General features: G+C 59.8%; 17 protein-coding genes. 7 read left to right on the forward strand and 10 right to left on the reverse strand.

Going from position 1 to position 20,655, the window contains the following annotated elements; translation table 11 throughout:
* Nucleotides 1–7 precede the first annotated feature (7 nt).
* Both CGA21_RS12195 and CGA21_RS12200 read right to left on the reverse strand, forming a co-directional pair.
* On the reverse strand, nucleotides 8–901 hold the full coding sequence (locus CGA21_RS12195) for a glycine betaine ABC transporter substrate-binding protein (protein ID WP_110746773.1): 894 nt from the start codon (nucleotides 899–901) through the stop codon (nucleotides 8–10).
* Between the two features lie 20 nt (nucleotides 902–921).
* The gene (locus tag CGA21_RS12200; protein WP_110746774.1) at nucleotides 922–1,638 is read right to left on the reverse strand and encodes an ABC transporter permease; all 717 of its coding nucleotides are present in this window, start codon (nucleotides 1,636–1,638) and stop codon (nucleotides 922–924) included.
* Between the two features lie 440 nt (nucleotides 1,639–2,078).
* On the opposite strand from CGA21_RS12200, the gene CGA21_RS12205 reads away from it, so the two are divergent.
* Together CGA21_RS12205 and CGA21_RS12210 are read left to right on the forward strand one after the other, a co-directional pair.
* Nucleotides 2,079–3,662 carry a peptide chain release factor 3 gene (locus tag CGA21_RS12205; RefSeq protein ID WP_110746776.1) on the forward strand — a complete coding sequence of 528 codons (1,584 nt, stop codon included), beginning with the start codon at nucleotides 2,079–2,081 and terminating at the stop codon, nucleotides 3,660–3,662.
* Between the two features lie 272 nt (nucleotides 3,663–3,934).
* The gene (locus CGA21_RS12210; RefSeq protein WP_110746777.1) at nucleotides 3,935–4,189 is read left to right on the forward strand and encodes a hypothetical protein; all 255 of its coding nucleotides are present in this window, start codon (nucleotides 3,935–3,937) and stop codon (nucleotides 4,187–4,189) included.
* 174 nt (nucleotides 4,190–4,363) lie between these two features.
* Here the strand turns inward: CGA21_RS12210 and CGA21_RS12215 are convergent, their stop codons facing one another.
* From CGA21_RS12215 to CGA21_RS12250, 8 genes are all read right to left on the reverse strand, one after another.
* The gene (locus CGA21_RS12215) at nucleotides 4,364–5,344 is read right to left on the reverse strand and encodes a peptide ABC transporter ATP-binding protein (RefSeq protein WP_110746779.1); all 981 of its coding nucleotides are present in this window, start codon (nucleotides 5,342–5,344) and stop codon (nucleotides 4,364–4,366) included.
* On the reverse strand, nucleotides 5,344–6,312 hold the full coding sequence (locus CGA21_RS12220; protein WP_020796604.1) for an ABC transporter ATP-binding protein: 969 nt from the start codon (nucleotides 6,310–6,312) through the stop codon (nucleotides 5,344–5,346). The genes CGA21_RS12215 and CGA21_RS12220 overlap by 1 nt, the downstream gene beginning before the upstream one ends.
* A 10-nt stretch (nucleotides 6,313–6,322) precedes the next feature.
* Nucleotides 6,323–7,249, reverse strand: a complete 927-nt coding sequence (locus tag CGA21_RS12225; protein WP_046820587.1) for an ABC transporter permease subunit — start codon at nucleotides 7,247–7,249, stop codon at nucleotides 6,323–6,325.
* 11 nt (nucleotides 7,250–7,260) lie between these two features.
* Nucleotides 7,261–8,271: an ABC transporter permease subunit gene (locus CGA21_RS12230; RefSeq protein ID WP_020796606.1), complete on the reverse strand. Its 1,011-nt coding sequence runs from the start codon at nucleotides 8,269–8,271 to the stop codon at nucleotides 7,261–7,263.
* Between the two features lie 72 nt (nucleotides 8,272–8,343).
* Nucleotides 8,344–9,939 carry an ABC transporter substrate-binding protein gene (locus CGA21_RS12235; RefSeq protein WP_110746781.1) on the reverse strand — a complete coding sequence of 532 codons (1,596 nt, stop codon included), beginning with the start codon at nucleotides 9,937–9,939 and terminating at the stop codon, nucleotides 8,344–8,346.
* A 78-nt stretch (nucleotides 9,940–10,017) separates the two neighbouring features.
* Nucleotides 10,018–11,451 carry an OprD family porin gene (locus tag CGA21_RS12240; protein ID WP_020796609.1) on the reverse strand — a complete coding sequence of 478 codons (1,434 nt, stop codon included), beginning with the start codon at nucleotides 11,449–11,451 and terminating at the stop codon, nucleotides 10,018–10,020.
* 174 nt (nucleotides 11,452–11,625) lie between these two features.
* A complete protein-coding gene (locus CGA21_RS12245) occupies nucleotides 11,626–13,227 on the reverse strand; it encodes an ABC transporter substrate-binding protein (protein WP_188264269.1) in 1,602 nt (533 codons plus the stop codon).
* Nucleotides 13,228–13,788: 561 nt separating this feature from the next.
* The gene (locus CGA21_RS12250) at nucleotides 13,789–14,505 is read right to left on the reverse strand and encodes an SIMPL domain-containing protein (protein WP_188264270.1); all 717 of its coding nucleotides are present in this window, start codon (nucleotides 14,503–14,505) and stop codon (nucleotides 13,789–13,791) included.
* 298 nt (nucleotides 14,506–14,803) lie between these two features.
* Between CGA21_RS12250 and CGA21_RS12255 the strand changes: the two genes are divergently transcribed.
* The 5 genes from CGA21_RS12255 (at nucleotide 14,804) to kdgD (ending at nucleotide 20,597) form a co-directional block, all read left to right on the forward strand.
* Entirely contained in the window at nucleotides 14,804–16,066 is a 1,263-nt protein-coding gene (locus tag CGA21_RS12255) for an ATP-binding protein (RefSeq protein ID WP_110746788.1), read from the forward strand.
* Nucleotides 16,059–16,619, forward strand: a complete 561-nt coding sequence (locus tag CGA21_RS12260) for a response regulator transcription factor (RefSeq protein WP_008057484.1) — start codon at nucleotides 16,059–16,061, stop codon at nucleotides 16,617–16,619. Before CGA21_RS12255 ends, CGA21_RS12260 begins: the two co-directional genes overlap by 8 nt.
* Before the next feature lie 97 nt (nucleotides 16,620–16,716).
* Entirely contained in the window at nucleotides 16,717–18,444 is a 1,728-nt protein-coding gene (locus CGA21_RS12265) for an ABC transporter ATP-binding protein/permease (RefSeq protein ID WP_188264271.1), read from the forward strand.
* 87 nt (nucleotides 18,445–18,531) lie between these two features.
* Nucleotides 18,532–19,281, forward strand: coding sequence for a FadR/GntR family transcriptional regulator (locus CGA21_RS12270; RefSeq protein WP_042955306.1), 750 nt, complete (start codon nucleotides 18,532–18,534; stop codon nucleotides 19,279–19,281).
* Between the two features lie 404 nt (nucleotides 19,282–19,685).
* Nucleotides 19,686–20,597 carry a 5-dehydro-4-deoxyglucarate dehydratase gene (gene kdgD / locus CGA21_RS12275; protein ID WP_020796617.1) on the forward strand — a complete coding sequence of 304 codons (912 nt, stop codon included), beginning with the start codon at nucleotides 19,686–19,688 and terminating at the stop codon, nucleotides 20,595–20,597.
* Nucleotides 20,598–20,655: the final 58 nt, after the last annotated feature.

Raw genomic sequence — 20,655 nt, forward strand, 5'->3', positions numbered from 1 at the left:
TTCCTCCTTATTTGATTGGATGCTGGCGCAGGAAATCTGCGGCAACGGACGAAGGGCTTTCGTGATCGACATCGACCCGCGCGTTGAGCTGGCGCATGGTTTCGTCATCGAACAGTTCGGCCAGCGGCTTGATCTCTTGCGCCAGTTGCGGATGGGCATCGAGGTAATCCTGACGCACCACTGGCGCAGCGGTGTAGTCCGGGAAGTAGTGCTTGTCGTCTTCAAGCAACTTGAGCTTGAAGGCGTTCAGGCGACCGTCGGTGGTGTAGACCAGGCCGGCGAACACCTGGCCATTGCGCAGGGCGGTGTAGACCAGCCCGGCATCCATCTGGCGGATGTTTTTGCGGGTCAGGTTCATGCCGTAGAGGTCGACCATGCCGTCCAGACCGTCGGAACGGTTGGCGAACTCAGTGTCCAGCGCGACAAGGTGATTGGTTTTCGCCTCAGCCTGCATCACGGTGTTCAGTTCGCTGATGGAGTTGATCTGCGGGTAGGCCTTTGCGGTTTTTTCCGGCAGCGCCAACGCGTAGGTGTTGCTGAACTTCGACGGAGTGAGCCAGATGAGGCCTTTTTTCGCGTCGAGTTCTTTCACCTTGGCGTAGGACTGGGCGCTGTCGAGTTTTTCGGTGACATGGTTGTAGGCCACCAGCGACACGCCGGTGTATTCCCACATCAGATCCAGTTGGCCACTTTCCTGGGCGCTGCGGGCCAGGTTACTGCCCAATCCACCGGTCACCCGGGTGTCATAACCCTTGGTGCGCAGGTATTGAGAGGTAATTTCCGCGAGCAGGGTTTGCTCGGTGAACACCCGGGCGCCGATGCGGATCACGGGTTTCTCCGCGGCTTGGGCAAATCCTGCGAGCAGCAGCATGCAGCCTAGTAAAAAGCTTGGTGTTTTCATGATGATTCCTTTGCCGGGGCTTAAGACGGGCGCAAACCGCGTTCGAGCCAGAGACGGCTGGCGAGTGTCACCAGGCCGTCGAGCAGCAACGCCAGCAGGGCGGTGCAGGCCGCTCCCAGCAGCAGTTGCGGCTGGTTGTTCAGGGCGATGCCGGGGAAGATCAGGCTGCCCAGGCTGTTGGCGCCGATCAGGAACGCCAGCGGTGCGGTCCCGACGTTGATCGCCAAGGCGACGCGCACGCCGCCGATGATGATCGGCACGGCATTGGGCAGTTCGACCCGCCACAGCACCTGGGAGGGGGTCATGCCGATGCCGACGGCCGCTTCCTTGAGCGAACCCTGGACGTTTTTCAGGCCTTCGTAGGTATTGCGCACGATCGGCAACAATGAAGCGAGGAACAGGGCGAATATCGCGGGGCCGCTGCCGATGCCAAGGACGCCCAGTGCAATGGCCAGTACGGCGAGAGGTGGCACGGTGTTGCCGATGTTGAAGACCTGCATGAAGCGTTCGGCGCGTCCAACCATGGTCGGGCGGCTGAGGAAGATGCCGGCAGGAATGCCCACAACGAGGGCGGCCAGCATGGAAGCGAGGACGAGAATCAGATGAGCTTGCAGGTAAAACAACAAATCGTCGCGGTAATGTTCGATCGTGTTGATGCCAATCCAGTGGACCAGCAGGGCCAGGAGAGCGACGACAACCGCACCTCCTATCAGCCCTTTGCCATAGCGAATAGCCACAGGCGGACTCCTTTTTTTTCCGTCGGCGAACACTTTCTCGTGTGGCAATGCCATTCCTGGCTGCCGAAAAAATGATCGCGAGAAGCAGCTCACGCCGAGCGCGTTCTCCTGTAGGAGCGGAGCATGCTCGCGAAAAACCCTCAGACAACGCGTACATTCAGGTACCCGGCGTTATCGTTAACGTCCATCGCGAGCTTGCTCGCTCCTACGGGGGAGGCGTACGGCTATTGAGCCATGAGCACAGCCTCGTCAGGCCGCTTTGCAGGTGTTTCAAGCCCCCGACGAGTGGTCGTTACGGGGGAGTGGACGTCTCCGTGTATTAAAAGGTTCCCATCTGAAGCAGCATTTGGCCACCCCTAATGTGCTCAACGGTTCGGTTATTCAATCAAGTTGGGCTATAATCTGCGCCCTTTTTTGAATCACCTGCCAGGCGATTTCCCATGACCAAACAGGCCGCCGAAGTCGCGAAACGCCGCACTTTCGCCATTATTTCCCACCCCGATGCCGGTAAGACCACCATCACCGAGAAGCTCTTGCTGATGGGCAAGGCGATTGCGGTAGCCGGTACGGTGAAATCTCGTAAGTCCGACCGCCATGCCACCTCCGACTGGATGGAAATGGAAAAGCAACGTGGTATTTCCATTACCACGTCGGTCATGCAGTTCCCGTATCGCGAGCACATGATCAACCTGCTCGACACCCCGGGCCACGAAGACTTCTCCGAAGACACCTACCGCACCCTGACGGCAGTGGACTCGGCCTTGATGGTCCTCGACGGCGGCAAGGGCGTTGAGCCACGGACCATCGCCCTGATGGACGTCTGCCGTCTGCGCGACACGCCGATCGTCAGCTTCATCAACAAACTCGACCGTGACATTCGCGACCCGATTGAACTGCTCGACGAAATCGAAGCGGTCCTCAAGATCAAGGCGGCGCCGATCACCTGGCCGATCGGCTGCTACCGTGACTTCAAGGGCGTATACCATCTCGCCGACGACTACATCATTGTCTACACCGCCGGTCACGGCCACGAACGCACCGAAACCAAGATCATCGAGAAGCTCGACTCAGCTGAAGCCCGCGCCCACCTGGGTGACGAGTACGAGCGCTTCATCGAACAGCTGGAACTGGTACAGGGCGCCTGCCACGAGTTCAACCAGCAGGAGTTCCTCGACGGTCAACTGACCCCGGTGTTCTTCGGTACTGCATTGGGCAACTTCGGTGTCGATCACGTACTCGACGCCGTCGTTGATTGGGCGCCGCGCCCGCTGGCACGGGTGGCCAACGAGCGTACCGTGGAGCCGGTGGAAGAGAAGTTCTCGGGCTTCATCTTCAAGATCCAGGCGAACATGGACCCGAAACACCGCGACCGTATCGCCTTCATGCGTATCTGCTCCGGCAAGTACGAAAAAGGCATGAAGATGCGCCACGTGCGCACCGGCAAGGACGTGCGGATCGGCGATGCGCTGACGTTCTTCTCCTCCGAGCGTGAGCAACTGGAAGAAGCGTTTGCCGGCGACATCATCGGTTTGCACAACCACGGCACCATCCAGATCGGCGACACCTTCACCGAAGGCGAAGTTCTGGGCTTTACCGGCATCCCGCACTTCGCCCCGGAACTGTTCCGCCGCGTACGCCTGCGTGATCCATTGAAGTCCAAGCAACTGCGCCAGGGCCTGCAACAATTGGCCGAAGAAGGTGCGACCCAGGTGTTCTTCCCCGAGCGCAGCAACGACATCATCCTCGGTGCCGTCGGTGTACTGCAATTTGACGTGGTCGCCAGCCGCTTGAAAGAGGAATACAAGGTCGAATGCTCCTACGAGCCGATCACCGTGTACTCCGCGCGCTGGATCGAATGCAGCGACAAGAAGAAACTTGAGGAATTCTCCAACAAGGCCGTGGAAAACCTGGCACTGGACGGCGGCGGTCACCTGACCTACCTCGCGCCGACCCGGGTCAACCTGGCACTGATGGAAGAACGCTGGCCGGACGTGAAATTCCGTGCAACGCGTGAGCACCACTAAGCGCTGAGTTGAAACACCGAAAACCCCGTTGCGAAAGCTGCGGGGTTTTTTGTTGGCGAACCCGATCGTTCCCACGCTCTGTGTGAGAGCTGCCGAAGGCTGCGATCGTTTGATCTTTTCGGCATAACGCTTATTGCCAACCATTCTCCCTGTCCACGGTATTTCCGCCCAGCCGTTAGCGTCCTATCTGGAGAACCCGGCTGATCGGAACTAGATTTCAGAGAGCGCCAGCCAGGCACAGATGTTTCACCTGCAAAAGGACGGATTCGACTATGAACAGGTTGCTACGCGTTGTGTTGCTGTTGAAGGTTTTGCTGATGCTGGCCCTCGGCAGTTCGGCGGTCTGGGCCGAGTGTGAGAATCACGAAACCCAGGCGTCTAGCGGGCAGGGGACCCATGGTGATCTGATGATCGCCAAGTCCGAATCGGAACCGGGGGACAAGGGGCAGGGTGGTGCCGACAACGATGATGACTCGACCACCGATGAGCCGGACTCCGATGATGAAGAAGGTGACAGCCAGACGTAAATCGCAGACAAAAGAAAACCCCGTCTCTCCCGATTAATGTGCAATCGAAATAGAAGGGGTTGGATGAACGAGCAAAATCCCTGTGGGAGCGGGCTTGCTCGCGAAGTCGTCGTGTCAGTCACTCTCGTTGTCGACTGATTGACCGCTTTCGCGAGCAAGCCCGCTCTCACAATTTTATGCCGCGCCGTGCACGAACTGCTCGGCGTAATGGCAAGCCACCTGCCGATTATCCAGAGGACGCAACGCTGGCTCTTCGGTTTTGCAACGCTCGGTCGCATACGGGCAGCGCTTGTGGAACGCGCAACCAGGCGGCGGGTTCAGCGGGTTGGGCAATTCGCCGACGATCTTGATTTTCGGCTTGTTGGGGTCTGGGTGAATGGTTGGGGTGGCCGACAGCAGCGCCTGGGTGTACGGGTGCAACGGGCGCTCGTAGATGTCGTTCTTCGGGCCGATTTCCACCGGGCGACCGAGGTACATCACCATCACGTCATCGGCAACGTGTTGCACCACCGCCAGGTTGTGGGAGATGAACACATAGGCGGTGTTGAACTCTTGCTGCAAATCCATGAACAGGTTCAATACCTGGGCCTGGATCGACACGTCCAGTGCCGACGTTGGCTCATCCGCCACCAGTACTTTTGGCTGCAACATCATCGCTCGGGCCAGGGCGATCCGCTGGCGCTGGCCGCCAGAGAACATGTGCGGATAACGCTGGTAGTGCTCGGGACGCAAGCCCACCTGCTTCATCATCGCCTGGACTTTCTCGCGACGTTCGGTGGCCGACAGGTTGGTGTTGATCAGCAACGGCTCGGCCAGTTGATCACCGATTTTCTGCCGTGGGTTCAACGATGCGTAGGGGCTCTGGAACACCATCTGCACGTCTTTGCGCAGTTGCTTGCGCTGGGCCTTGTCGGCGCCGGCGACTTCCTGACCGGCGATTTTCAGGGAGCCGGAGGACGGTTCCTCGATCAGGGTCAGGGCACGGGCCAGGGTGGATTTGCCGCAGCCCGACTCACCGACGACGGCGAGGGTCTTGCCGGCTTCCAGCTCGAACGACACACCGTTGAGGGCGCGTACGGTGGCGTGACCCTTGAACAGGCCACGGGACACTTCGTAGTGACGGGTCAGGTCGCGGGCGGTAAGAACGACGGCCATTACGCCACCTCCTGGTTCAGCGGGTAGAAGCAGCGGGCGAGGCTGTTGCTTTTCGGGTCAAGGGCTGGACGCTGCACGCGGCAATTGTCCTGCACGTACGGGCAGCGCGGCGACAGCAGGCAGCCTTGCGGACGGTCGTAGCGACCCGGGACGATGCCCGGCAGGGTCGACAGGCGTGAGGCGCCCAGGCTGTGTTCCGGAATCGCCTTGAGCAGCGCTTCGCTGTATGGGTGGGCCGGGATGTCGAACAGTTGCGGCACCTGGCCGACTTCGACCGCTTGGCCGGCGTACATCACGCACACGCGCTGGGCGGTTTCAGCCACGACCGCGAGGTCGTGGGTGATCAGCACCAGGCCCATGTTCTGCTCTTTCTGCAACGCCAGCAGCAGGTCCATGATCTGCGCCTGGATTGTCACGTCCAGTGCGGTGGTCGGTTCGTCGGCGATCAGCAGTTTCGGTTCGCCGGCAATCGCCATGGCGATCGCAACGCGCTGGCTCATGCCACCCGACAGTTGATGCGGGTAGGCGTCCATACGGCTGGCGGCGCCCGGGATTTCCACTTTTTCCAGCAGTTCGATGGCGCGTTTGCGCGCTTGCTTGCCGGACATTTTCAGGTGCAGGCGCAGCACTTCTTCGATCTGGAAACCGACGGTGTAGCTCGGGTTCAGCGCGGTCATCGGGTCCTGGAAGACCATGGACAGGTCTTTGCCGACGATTTGACGTCGCTGGCGATTGTTGAGCTTGAGCATGTCCTTGCCGTCAAAGCTGAGCGAGTCGGCGGTGACGATACCTGGATGCTCGATCAGGCCCATCAGCGCCATCATGGTCACGGACTTGCCCGATCCCGACTCGCCAACGATGGCCAGCACTTCGCCCTTGTCGACTTTCAGGTCGAGGCCATCGACCACGGGCGTAGCGTTCTTGTCGCCGAAGCGAACGTTGAGATTCTTGATTTCTAGCAGTGACATTGGAATCTCCTCAGGCGGCGTTCTTGAGTTTCGGGTCCAGCGCGTCGCGCAGGCCGTCACCCATCAAGTTGATTGCCAGCACGCTGAGCAAAATGGTCAAGCCAGGCAGGCTGACGACCCACCAGGCGCGTTCGATGTAGTCGCGGGCCGAGGCCAGCATGGTGCCCCACTCAGGGGTTGGCGGTTGTACGCCAAGGCCGAGGAAGCCCAGGGCGGCGGCATCGAGAATCGCCGACGAAAAACTCAAGGTCGCCTGAACGATCAGCGGCGCCATGCAGTTGGGCAGCACGGTGACGAACATCAGGCGCGGCAGGCCGGCACCGGCCAGGCGCGCGGCGGTCACGTAGTCGCGGTTCAGCTCGCCCATGACCGCGGCGCGGGTCAGGCGAACATAAGACGGCAGGGACACCACGGCGATGGCGATCACGGTGTTGATCAGGCCAGGGCCGAGGATGGCGACGATCGCCACGGCCAGCAGCAGCGACGGCAGGGCCAGCATGATGTCCATCAGGCGCATGATGGTCGGGCCGACCGCTTTGGGGAAAAAGCCGGCAAACAGGCCCAGCAGGATCCCCGGGATCAGCGACATCACCACCGACGACAAACCGATCAGCAGCGACAGGCGCGAACCCTGGATCAGGCGCGACAGCAGGTCGCGGCCCAGTTCATCGGTACCCAGCAAGAACTGGATCTGCCCACCTTCCAGCCAGGCTGGCGGGGTCAGCAGGAAGTCGCGGTATTGCTCGCTCGGGTCATGGGGTGCAACCCACGGGGCGAAGATGGCGCAGAAAATCACCAGCAGCATGAACATCAGGCCGGCAACGGCACCTTTGTTCTTGGAAAATGCTTGCCAGAACTCTTTGTACGGCGATGGATACAGCAGGCTTTGATCCACGGCGGACGTGGCGGTGGCTACTGAGGATGTTGGAGTGCTCATGGGTTTTGACCTCAGCGCTGATGACGGATGCGTGGGTTGGCAAAGCCGTAGAGGATGTCCACTACGAAGTTGACCAGGATCACCAGGCAGGCGATTAACAGGATGCCGTTTTGCACGACCGGGTAGTCCCGGGCGCCAATGGCTTCGATCAGCCACTTGCCGATGCCCGGCCAGGAGAAGATGGTCTCGGTCAGGACCGCGCCGGCCAGCAGGGTGCCGACTTGCAGGCCGACCACGGTCAGCACCGGAATCAACGCGTTACGCAGACCGTGCACGAACACCACGCGCGAAGGCGACAGGCCCTTGGCCTTGGCGGTTCGGATGTAGTCTTCACGCAGCACTTCGAGCATCGACGAACGGGTCATCCGCGCGATGACAGCCAGCGGGATGGTGCCGAGCACGATGGCCGGCAGGATCAGGTGGTGCAGGGCATCGAAGAACGCGCCGACGTCATCGGCCAGCAGCGTGTCGATCAGCATGAAGCCGGTTCGCGGCTCGATGTCATAGAGCAAGTCGATCCGCCCGGACACCGGGGTCCAGCCCAGGGAGACCGAGAAGAACATGATCAGGATCAGGCCCCACCAGAAGATCGGCATCGAGTATCCCGCCAGGGAGACACCCATCACACCATGGTCGAACAGGGACCCTCGCTTGAGGGCCGCGATCACCCCGGCCAGCAGGCCCAGGATACCGGCGAACAACAGGGCGGCCATGGACAGTTCCAGGGTCGCGGGAAATAGGGAGGTGAACTCGTTCCAGACGCTTTCACGGGTACGCAGGGATTCCCCGAGATCGCCGTGGGCCAGTTTGCCGATGTAATCCAGGTACTGGGCATACAGGGGTTTGTTCAGACCTAGGCGTTCCATTGCCTGAGCGTGCATTTCCGGGTCGACTCTGCGTTCGCCCATCATGACTTCCACGGGGTCGCCAGGGATCATGCGAATCAACGCGAAAGTCAGCAAGGTGATGCCGAAGAACGTGGGGATCAGTAACCCCAGTCGGCGGGCAATAAAACTAAACATCGTAAGGTGTACCTCATCAGCCGGTTAGGCGTGCCCGGCATGCCTGGGTCAGGAATGCCGGGAGTTTCTTATCTACTTCACCTGGGTGGTGGCGAAGTTATTGGTGGTGAGCGGGCTAATTTGGTAGCCCTCTACGTTGTTGCGCATTGCAGTGAACATTCTTGTGTGCGCCATGCTGATCCATGGCTGGTCCTGGTTAAAGATAACCTGTGCCTGTTCGTACAGTGCTGCACGCTCGGCCGGGTCGGTTTTTTCCCGGGCCTGGTCGAGCAGGGCCTGGAATTTTTCATTGCACCAGCGAGCGTAGTTTTCGCCGTTCTTCGCCGCCTCGCAACTGAGCATAGGCGTCAGGAAGTTATCCGGGTCGCCGTTATCGCCCGCCCATCCGGCGGAAACCATATCGTGCTCGCCATTTTTCGCGCGTTTGAGCATTTCGCCCCATTCCATCACGCGGATGTCGATCTTGATCCCCACCTTGGCCAGGTCGGCCTGCATCATCTGTGCGCCGAGCATCGGGTTGGGGTTGGTCGGACCGCCGCCGTTGCGGGTGAACAGGGTGAAGGTGGTGCCTTCCGGCACGCCGGCTTCCTTGAGCAGGGCGCGGGCCTTGTCCAGATCGCGGGGTGGATTCTTCAGATCGTGGTTGTAGCCCAGCAGGGTGTCCGGGAACGGGTTGACCCCGACGGTGGCGTTGCCCTTGCCGAACAGCGCGTTGACATAGGCTTCCTTGTCGAAGGCGATATCGATGGCTTTGCGCACTCGCACATCGCTCATGTATTTGTGCTGGGTGTTCATCGCGACGTAGGAAACCGTCATCGCGTTGAGTTCATCGACCTTCAGGTTCGAGTCTTTCTTGATGCTCGGGATGTCATCGGGCTTGGGATACAGCGCGACTTGGCATTCGTTGGCCTTGAGCTTCTGCAGGCGCACGTTGTTGTCGGTGGCGATGGCCAGGATCAGCGAATCGGCCGGCGGCTTGCCACGGAAATAGTCCGGGTTGGCCTTGAAGCGGACCTGAGCGTCCTTGTTGTAGCGCTGGAAGACAAACGGACCGGTGCCGATTGGCTTGTTGTTGAGGTCGCCGGTCTTGTTGGCCTTGAGCAGTTGGTCGGCGTACTCGGCAGGATAGATCGAGGAGAACGCCATGGCGATGTCGGCCAGGAACGGCGCTTCGCGGCGGGTCAATGTGAACTTGACCGTGTTGTCGTCGACCTTCTCGACACTCTTGAGCAGCTCTTTGAAGCCCATGCTTTCAAAATACGGGAAGCCCACGCTCGACAGCTTGTGCCACGGGTGATTCGGGTCCAGCTGACGCTGGAAGCTCCAGACCACGTCGTCGGCATTCATGTCACGGGTCGGTTTGAAGTATTCGGTGGTATGAAACTTGACACCTTTGCGCAGGTGGAACGTGTACGTCAGGCCGTCCTCACTGATGTCCCAGGATTCGGCCAGTGCCGGAATCACATCGGTGGTCCCGGGCTTGAAGTCCGCCAGGCGATTGAAGATGGTCTCGGCCACCGCATCGGCTGTGACTGCAGTCGTGTACTGGACCATGTCGAAGCCTTCGGGACTGGCTTCGGTACAGACCACCAGTGGCTTGGCCGATACACCTACCGCGACACTCAGCAAGGCGGCCGCGATGGCCGCACGTAGGGGAAGCATTTTCATCAAGAACCCTCTGCAATCGGTTAAAGGACAAAGGTCGGACGGCTGACTCGTCACTGAACCAGCCGTGCGGTTGGTGCATTACAGGATGTTGAACGGAACCGTAGTCACCAGACGGAACTCGTTGATGCTGCCATCAGCCTGGTTTTCACTGGCGCGGTGCGCGGTGTAGGTGCCGCGAATAGTGGTGGCCTTGAACGGGCCGCTCTGCACAGCGTAGGTGGCACCGATGCCGTATTCGTAATGGTGTTCGCCGTCTTGCGACTGGATGCCGTCGTAGCCTTTGTCGGCCACACCTTTGTTGCCGGTGTAGTGGGTGCCGTCGATGCCCCAGCCGCGCGCCTGGTAGATGTTGAACTTCAGGCCCGGTACGCCGTATTCGGCCATGTTCAGGCCGTAGGCAACCTGGAACGACTTCTCGTTCGGGCCGTTGAAGTCCGACAGTAGGGAGTTGGCCAGGTAGATGCCGTTGGTTTCGTGCAGGTAGTCGAAGTACTCGTTACCGTTCACTTCCTGGTACGAGAAGGTCAGGCTGTGAGCCTGGTGGGTCAGGCCGAACGACAGGGAATAGGTATCGTTGTCGATGTCGCCGATCAGCGCCTTACCTTCTTCCTGGGTCTTGTAGTAGTTCAGGCCGGTGGTCAGGCTCAGTACCTGGCTGTCGCCCAGTACGTGGGTGGCGCCGAAATAGTACTGGTTCCAGATGTCTTCAGCTTGGGTGGCCCAGAGGCTGGTGGTCAGGCTGGCGAACGGGGTGTAGGTGATACCGCCGGTGTAGACGTGGTCGGTTTCAACGATGCCATTGGCGTATTCGGTGCGGAATTTGCGCTGGCTTTGTTCCGTACGCGGTGAATTGCGATCGAAAGTGGCCAGGTCGAATGCCAGGTTGTTCAGCTCTTCGCTGTGGATCGCCACACCCTGGAAGCTCGAAGGCAGCGCACGGTTACCGATGACGTCGACCATCGGGCTGCTGAAGTTCTGACGACCGGCGGTCAGGGTGGTGTTGGAAATACGTGCCTTGACGTTCGCCAGGCCCAACTTGCTCCACTGGCCAACGGCGTCGCCGCCTTCTTCGGTCAGGGTACGGTTGTTGCCTGCGCCTGGGCGAGTGCCCGGTGCGCCGCCGTTGTTGGACGCCAGGTCCTTGCGGTCCTGGTCCAGGGCGATGGCGTTGTAGGCCGCCACTTCAGTGCTGACGCCAACGGTGCCTTCGGTGAAGCCCGAGTTGTACTTGAGGATCGTGCCCTGGACCCAGTTGATACGGCGGTCAGTTGGCGTTGAAACACCATTTTTCTTGTAAGCGAAATTGGCGCCCCGCTTCAGTTGTTCGTTGGCGTACCAGTTGCGAGTGGTGCCGGTGATCGACTGGCCTTCGAGAAAGCCGGTGGCTTCGCTCTGGGCACTTTTCTCATTCACGGTCACCGGGGTGTACGCCTGACTTTGGGTTTCAGCGTATGCCGTGGCGGTGATGCTGCTGATGGCCAGGGCCAGTAGCGCGGTGCTGCTCAGTTTCATGGGTGAAGCTCCTTGGTTTCTATTATTAATGCCGGCCTTTTTTGGTGGTTCGGCTATTTGCTTTGGAACTCATTAACGCGTTGCAAACGTTTGCCTGGTGCCAAATTGGCGAATTACGGCAATACGCTTGCGTGAGGGCGCAATGCGCCCCCAAGCGTTTTCAGCTACACGGTTTTATTTTTCGATGCTGACACCCGAGAAAACGTTGCGACCGAAAGGGCTGACCTTGAACCCTTCGATTTTGGCGCTCAACGGCTGATTGACCGTCGAGTGGGCGACCGGCGTGATCGGTACCTGCTGCTTGAGGTACTGCTGCGCCTGTTTGTAGAGCAGGGTGCGCTGGTCGCGGTCGGTCACGACCTTGGCCTGCTTGATCAGCTTGTCGTAAGCCGGATCACACCACATGGAGTAGTTGTTGCCGCCGATGGCATCGCAGCTGTACAGCGTGCCGAGCCAATTGTCCGGGTCACCGTTGTCACCGGTCCAGCCGATCAGGCTGATGTCGTGCTCGCCATTCTTGGTGCGCTTGATGTACTCGCCCCATTCGTAGCTGACGATCTTGACCTTGAGGCCGATCTTCGCCCAGTCAGCCTGGAGCATTTCGGCCATCAGCTTGGCGTTGGGGTTGTAGGGGCGCTGTACGGGCATGGCCCATAGGGTGATTTCGGTGCCTTCCTTCACGCCGGCAGCCTTGAGCAGTTCCTTGGCTTTTTCCGGGTTATAGGCGGCGTCCTTGATCGTCTCATCGTAGGACCATTGGGTCGGCGGCATGGCGTTGACCGCCAGTTGCCCTGCACCTTGGTAAACGGCATTGAGAATGCCTTGCTTGTTCACCGCCATGTCCAGCGCCTGGCGCACTTCGAGCTGGTCGAATGGCTTGTGACGCACGTTGTAGGCGATGTAGCCGAGGTTGAAACCGGGCTTTTCGATCAGTTGCAGCTTGGGATCGTTTTTCAGCGCGGTGACGTCGGCAGGGCGCGGGTGCAGGGTGATCTGGCACTCATTGGCCTTGAGTTTCTGCACGCGCACCGACGCGTCGGTGTTGATGGCGAAAATCAGGTTATCGAGCTTGACCCGGCTCGGGTCCCAGTAATGCTTGTTGCCGGTGTAGCGGATGTTGGAGTCTTTCTGGTAGCTCTTGAACACGAACGGACCAGTGCCGACCGGCTTCTGGTTGATGTCGGCGGCCTTGCCTTCTTTCAGTAGCTGTGCGGCGTATTCGGCGGACTGGATCGAGGCGAAGCTCATGGCCATGTTCTGGATGAACGCGGCATCGACGTCCTTGAGGGTGAACTTGACGGTCTTGTCGTCGACTTTATCGATCTTGGTGATGTTGGTGTCCATCCCCATGTCGGTGAAGTACGGGAATTCGGTCGGGTACGCTTTGCGGAACGGGTCATCCTTGTTAATCATGCGATTAAAGGTGAACAGCACGTCGTCGGCGTTGAACTCACGAGTCGGCTTGAAATACGGGGTGGTGTGGAACTTGACACCGTCACGCAGGTGGAAGGTGTACGTCAGGCCGTCAGCGGAGACGTCCCAGCTGGTCGCCAGGCCAGGAATTACGGCGGTGCCGCCGCGCTCGAACTGGGTCAGGCGGTTGAACATGGTTTCGGCAGAGGCGTCGAAGTCGGTTCCGGTGGTGTATTGACCTGGATCGAAACCGGCCGGGCTCCCTTCGGAGCAGAACACCAGGTTAGTCGCAGCTTGAGCGAACGGCGCACTAGCCAAAAGGCTGGCGCCGACTAAAAACGGAATGACCGCGTGTTTAAGCATGGTGGCCTCATGATTTGTTGTCATTTTTTGATTTTGAGGACGACCTCGTGAGTCGTGCCTGCGGATACTATGCAGGGGCCATACCCAATGCAAGATCCAGACTGACTACAAGCCTTAAACAGTGGCACGAACGTACCTTAATGTCGCAATTGTATAAAACTCGACGCATTTGATCGTTTGCGCGGCCTATTTGTAGTGCAACTGGCGCACTTTTTTGGTGCGTTGATGCCTTGGGGGTGCCCGCGGGTGGGGCAGGGTGTTACCTATTTATACCCCGTCCTTGAGGGGTGTGTGGCGGTTAATCGAAGTGGTTATCGTTGCACGGGTAGTGATCGCGAGGTGCGAGTTATACAAGGTGCAACTTTTCATTTCGGCTTGTACGACATCTCCGTAGGAGCTGCCGCAGGCTGCGATCTTTTCGGTCGTCACTGAAATGTCCTTGAGAGCATAGAACAAGATCAAAAGATCGCCCGAAAGCGCCCGAGCCTGCGTCAGTTCCTGCAGGGCACAAAAAAACGGCGATCAGTTGAGTGATCGCCGTTTTTTATTCAGGTCATCGAATCAAGGCATCAGCACTTCAATCGAGCCATCGGCCGTCATGCTGACCTGGCTGGTGCCGGCTTCCACTTCCGGCGTCACTGGAGCGGCATCCATGCTGGCGGCTTTCATCATCATCGGCCCGCGCATATACGGTTGTGGATAACCGTTGCTGTTGAGGTTCAGGTTGACGATTTTGTAGCCCTTGCCGCCCAAGGCGTCGGTGGCCAATTGGGCACGGGCCTTGAACGCGCTAACGGCGTCCTTGAGCAGGGCGTCTTCGCTGGCTTTGCGGGTTGGCGTGGCAATGGCGAAGTCCATGCCGCCCATTTTCAGGTCGGTGAGGAGTTCGCCGGTCAGCTTCGACAATGCGGCGAAGTCCGAGCTTTCCAGACGCAGTTCAGCGCGTTCGCGCCAGCCAGTGATTTTCTGACCCTTGGTGTCGTAGATCGGGTAGCTGTTACGGCTGCCCTGACGCAGGGTGATGTCCTTGACCTGCTTGGCCTGAGCCAGGGCCTTGTTCATGGTGGTGCTGACGTCCGCGGCGAGTTTGGCCGGGTCGGTATTCTGTTCTTCGGTGTAGAGGGTCACGATCATCAGGTCGCGAGCCACTTCCTGGCTGACTTCGGCGCGCAGGGAAACCTGGTTGTAATGAAGCTCGTCGACGGCCAGGGCCGGAAGGGCGACGAGGGTGCCGGCACTCAGGGCGAGGAGGGCGGCGCTGCGGCGGAATGTGTGCATGAAGGCTCCTTGGTGGGTGCGCAGGTTGTGGCCCTGCGTGAACCCATCAGACTCTAGCGTTGCTGATCTGGTTCGCACAGTTACAACTTCTATACAGGTGTGCATCCCCCTGTAGGAGCGAGCATGCTCGCGATGAACCCGAAAGCACCGCGGGGTGCCAGGTTCCCCGCATTATCGCTGACGACCATCGCGAGCCTGCTCGCTCCTACATGTGGCCGTTTGCCGCACTTTCGCCTGTCAGCCCCCGCGCTTGGTTATACTCCCGTCGATCCGCCTGGAGCGCTCATCAGGAGAGCTCATGCTCGCCCCCGTCCAAATCACTTCCGCCACGCGCCAGAATCTCTGGCGGTTGACGTTTATCCGCACCTTGGTCCTGGCCGCTCAAGCCGGTTCCGTAGGCCTGGCCTACTGGCTCGAACTGCTGCCACTGCCCTGGTTCCAACTGGCCGCGACGCTCGGCTGTTCGATGCTGCTGTGTGCTTTCACGGCCATTCGGCTGCGCACCACCTGGCCGGTCACCGAGCTCGAATACGCGGTGCAGCTGGCCTGCGATCTGTTTATCCACAGCGCATTACTGTATTTCTCGGGGGGGTCGACCAACCCCTTCGTCTCTTATTACCTGGTGCCGCTGACCATCGCGGCAGTGACTTTGCCATGGCGTTACTCGGTGATTCTGTCGGGCATCGCCTTGACCCTGTATACCTTGCTGCTCGCACGCTTCTATCCGCTGCAAACCTTCCCGATCGCCCGGGAAAACCTGCAGGTGTACGGGATGTGGTTGAGCTTCGCCCTGGCGGCGGCAGTCATCACGTTCTTCGCCGCGCGCATGGCCGAAGAGCTGCGTCGCCAGGAAGAGTTGCGGGCCATTCGCCGGGAAGAAGGCCTGCGCGACCAGCAACTGCTGGCAGTCGCCACCCAGGCGGCGGGCGCCGCCCATGAGCTGGGTACGCCGCTGGCAACCATGAGCGTGTTGCTCAAGGAGATGCAACAGGACCATCCTGACCCGATGCTGCAGGATGACCTGAAGGTGCTGCAGGACCAGGTCAAGCTGTGCAAAGAGACGTTGCAGCAGCTTGTTCGGGCGGCGGAAGCCAATCGCCGGCTGGCGGTGGAGATGCAGGACGTCACCGACTGGCTCGACGAAGCGCTCAATCGCTGGCACCTGATGCGCCCGGAAGCCAGTTATCGCTTCCAGCGCCTGGGCCAGGGCACGGTGCCGCGCATGGCGCCGCCGCCGGACCTGACGCAGGCGTTGCTCAATTTGCTCAACAACGCGGCGGATGCCTGTCCCGACGGGCTGCAAGTTACCCTGGACTGGAATACAGAGGATTTGACCATCAGCATCCGCGACCACGGTGCCGGTGTGCCGCTGGCCATCGCCGAGCAGATTGGCAAGCCATTTTTTACCACAAAGGGCAAAGGTTTCGGCCTGGGCCTGTTTTTGAGCAAGGCCAGCGTGACACGCGCCGGCGGCTCAGTGAAACTCTACAGTCATGAGGAAGGCGGCACGCTCACCGAGCTGCGCCTGCCCCACGGCGCCCGAGGAGACCAACATGAGTGACGAAATCCAAGTCGAAGGTGAAGAACTGCCGCATTTGCTGCTGGTCGATGACGACGCGACCTTTACCCGGGTGATGGCCCGCGCCATGGCCCGCCGTGGTTTTCGCGTCAGCACCGCCGGTTCCGCCGAAGAGGGGCTGACCATCGCCCAGGCCGACCTGCCGGACTATGCCGCCCTGGACCTGAAAATGGATGGCGATTCCGGCCTGGTGTTACTGCCCAAGCTGCTGGAAATGGACCCGGAAATGCGCGTGGTGATCCTCACCGGCTATTCGAGCATCGCCACCGCCGTGGAGGCGATCAAGCGTGGCGCCTGCAACTACCTGTGCAAACCGGCCGACGCCGACGACGTGCTGGCCGCGCTGTTGTCCGAACACGCCGACCTCGACAGCCTGGTGCCGGAAAACCCGATGTCCGTGGACCGCCTGCAGTGGGAACACATCCAGCGCGTGTTGACCGAGCACGAAGGCAACATCTCCGCCACTGCCCGCGCCCTGGGCATGCACCGCCGCACGCTGCAGCGCAAACTGCAGAAGCGCCCGGTTCGTCGCTGAACCAGCGCTGAACGAATGCGGGCCACTCCTCGCGACAAACCGAACCGATCATCTATGATCGGTTCGTGCACGTACTTTTTCTTATCGAGCCTTATCCATGAATCAGAACGCTGAGTACTCCGCGGTCAATGATGCTGTGCGCGGGCAGTTTTTCCGAAAAGTCTGGGCGATGATCACGCCTTACTGGCGCAGTGAAGAAAAGGTCAAGGCCTGGACGTTGCTGATCGCTGTGATTGCGCTGTCGCTGATCAGTGTAGGGATCTCGGTGTGGTTCAACACCTGGTACAAGGATTTCTACAACGCCTTGCAGCAGAAGGACGAGGCGGCATTCTGGCGGCTGATCCTGTATTTCTGCGTGATTGCCGCGGTGGCGATTGTCGGTGCGGTGTACCGGCTCTACCTGACACAGATGCTGACGATTCGCTGGCGGGCGTGGCTCACCGAAAAACATTTCGCTCGCTGGCTGAGCAACAAGAACTATTACCAACTGGAGCAGGGTGGTTACACCGATAACCCGGACCAGCGCATTTCCGAAGACCTCAACAATTTCACCTCCGACACCTTGAACCTGGGCGTTGGGCTGCTGCGCAATATCGTCAGCCTGGTGTCCTTCTCGATCATCCTCTGGGGGGTTTCGGGGAGCATCGAAGTGTTCGGTGTGACCATCCCCGGCTACATGTTCTGGTGCGTACTGGTCTACGCGGTGGTAGGTAGCTGGCTGACGCATTTGATCGGTCGCCGGTTGATCGGCTTGAATAACCGCCAGCAACGCTTCGAAGCCGACCTGCGTTTTTCCATGGTACGGGTTCGCGAGAACGCTGAAAGCATCGCGTTGTACAACGGCGAGCCCAACGAGAACCGCCGCTTGACCCATCGCTTCTCGATGGTCTGGCACAATTTCTGGGACATCATGAAGGTGTCCAAGCGCCTGACCTTCTTCACGTCCGGTTACGAGCAGGCGGCCATCATCTTTCCCTTCATGGTTGCCGCGCCGCGCTACCTGGCGGGCAAGATCGAACTGGGCGAGCTGATGCAGATCAGTTCGGCGTTCGGCAATGTCCAGGACAGCTTCAGCTGGTTTATCACCGCCTACCAAAGCCTCGCCTCATGGCGCGCCACTTGCGATCGTCTGCTCAGCTTCCGTCAGGCGATGACGGATAACGAGCAACGCGCCCCGGCTATCGACGTGCAGAACTCGGGCTCAGCCTTGAAGGTGCACAACCTCGGCCTCGACCTGGCTGACGGTCGCCACCTGTTGACCAATGGCGACATGACCGTGCAAGAGGGCGAGCGCGTAATGCTCAGCGGTCGTTCAGGCAGCGGCAAGTCGACCTTGCTGCGGGCGATGGGGCACCTGTGGCCTGCGGGGCACGGCAGTATTCGCCTGCCAGCGGCGCGCTATCTGTTCCTGCCGCAAAAACCTTACTTGCCGATCGGCACACTGCGTGAGGCGCTGAGTTATCCACAGGCCGGCGATACCTATCCGAACGAGCGCTACGTGCACGTCCTGGAAACCTGCCGCTTGCCGCACCTGGTGGCGCGCCTCGAAGAAGCCAATCACTGGCAGCGCATGTTGTCGCCGGGTGAGCAGCAACGCCTGGCCTTTGCCCGTGCGCTGCTTTACGCCCCGCAATGGCTGTACATGGACGAAGCGACTTCGGCGATGGATGAAGAAGACGAAGCGTCGCTGTATCAGGCGCTGATCGATGAGTTGCCAGGGCTGAGTATCGTCAGCGTCGGGCATCGCAGCAGCCTCAAGCGCTTCCACCCACGGCATGTTCGTATCGAGAACGGCCATCTGGTGGATCAGACCGTGACCGCATAAACACCGCGCCCCCTGTAGGTGATCGTACAACCGCGTTGCGCTATGATGCGGTTTCAGCAGCCGAATTTGTCGAGACAGATGTTCACCATGGAAAACCCGAACGCCTCACCACGCCTCCCTCGCAAGCGCCGCAGCCTCGCTCAGGAACTGGTGACGGTGCTGTCCGAGCAAATTCGCGATGGTCACCTCAAGCGCGGCGACAAGTTGCCCACCGAGTCGGCGATCATGGATGCCCATGGCGTCAGCCGCACGGTGGTGCGCGAGGCGATTTCCCGTTTGCAGGCGGCCGGTCAGGTGGAAACCCGTCACGGCATCGGCACCTTCGTGCTTGATACCCCGAGCCCGAGTGGTTTTCGCATCGACCCGGCGACCGTGGTCACCCTGCGTGATGTGCTGGCCATCCTGGAACTGCGCATCAGCCTCGAAGTGGAGTCCGCCGGCCTCGCTGCGCAACGTCGCAGCCCCGAGCAGTTGGCGCTGATGCGCGCGGCGCTGGATGCCCTCAACGAAAGTGTTTCCCACGCCAGTGATGCCGTGGCCTCGGACTTCCAGTTCCACCTGCAGATTGCCTTGGCGACCGGCAACCGCTACTTCACTGACATCATGACTCACCTGGGCACCAGCATTATCCCGCGCACTCGCCTCAACTCCGCGCGACTGGCCCATGACGACCAGCAGCACTACATGAATCGCCTGAGCCGCGAGCACGAAGAAATCTACGACGCGATCGCCCGCCAGGACTCTGATGCGGCCCGCGCGGCCATGCGCTTGCACCTGACCAACAGCCGCGAGCGCTTGCGACATGCTCATGAAGAGGCTGAGGCGCAGCGGGGGTAAGCGGGCTGATCCAAGAGATTTTTGCCTTTCAGATTGCCTTCGCGAGCAAGCCCGCTCCCACATTTGATCTCCAGTGAGCACAAAATTTGTGAACGCCAGAGATCAAATGTGGGAGCGGGCTTGCTCGCGAAGGGGCCATGAGCCATCCACAAAACCTTCTATCTCTAGAAACAATCTTCCGACAACGTATCTCTATCAAGCCGTTGATCGCGTTGCTTCACCTCTGCCTCGCATTATGAAAGGCCACTAAACATTAGGCTTGCGCCTCTTTTTATCCAAAAATTTTCCCCTCGACGATGAAATGCAGTTGACGGTTGTATTTTAAGTTGTACGATGACCTACAACTTCAGCGTCGGGCTGAACGGTCTCAACTCACACACGTCGCAATCCAGGGTGTTCGAATAATGAATCCACAAGAACTGAAGTCCATCCTCTCTTCCGGTCTGCTGTCTTTCCCGGTCACCGATTTCAATGCCCAGGGCGATTTCAACCGCGCTGGCTATATCAAGCGCCTGGAATGGCTGGCCCCGTACGGCGCCTCGGCTTTGTTCGCCGCGGGCGGCACCGGTGAGTTTTTCTCCCTGGCGGCCAGCGAATACTCGGAAATCATCAAGACGGCCGTCGACACCTGCGCCACCAGCGTGCCGATCCTCGCCGGTGTCGGCGGTTCGACCCGCCAGGCCATCGAATATGCCCAGGAAGCCGAACGCCTGGGCGCCAAAGGCCTGTTGTTGCTGCCGCATTACCTGACCGAAGCCAGCCAGGACGGCGTTGCCGCTCACGTTGAAGCCGTGTGCAAGTCGGTCAATATCGGCGTGGTGGTCTACAACCGTAACGTCTGCCGCCTGAACGCGCCGCTGTTGGAGCGTCTGGCCGAGCGTTGCCCGAACCTGATCGGCTACAAGGATGGCCTGGGTGATATCGAGTTGATGGTGTCGATCCGTCGCCGCCTCGGTGATCGCTTCAGCTACCTGGGTGGTCTGCCGACCGCCGAAGTCTACGCCGCTGCCTACAAGGCGCTGGGCGTACCGGTGTATTCCTCGGCGGTATTCAACTTCATCCCGAAAACCGCGATGGATTTCTACCACGCCATCGCTCGTGAAGATCACGCCACCGTCGGCAAGATCATCGACGACTTCTTCCTGCCGTACCTGGACATCCGTAACCGCAAAGCCGGTTACGCGGTGAGCATCGTCAAGGCCGGGGCCAAGATTGCCGGTTATGACGCGGGCCCTGTGCGTGCGCCGCTGACCGATCTGACCGGCGAAGAGTACGAAATGCTCGCCGCGCTGATCGACAAGCAGGGTGCGCAATAACAACGATCAAACCGAAGCCGCTGAGCGATCAGCGGTTTTTTGCGTGAGGAGAACGACT

It is taken from the genome of Pseudomonas sp. PSB11 (assembly GCF_014596605.1).
Lineage (GTDB): Bacteria > Pseudomonadota > Gammaproteobacteria > Pseudomonadales > Pseudomonadaceae > Aquipseudomonas > Aquipseudomonas umsongensis.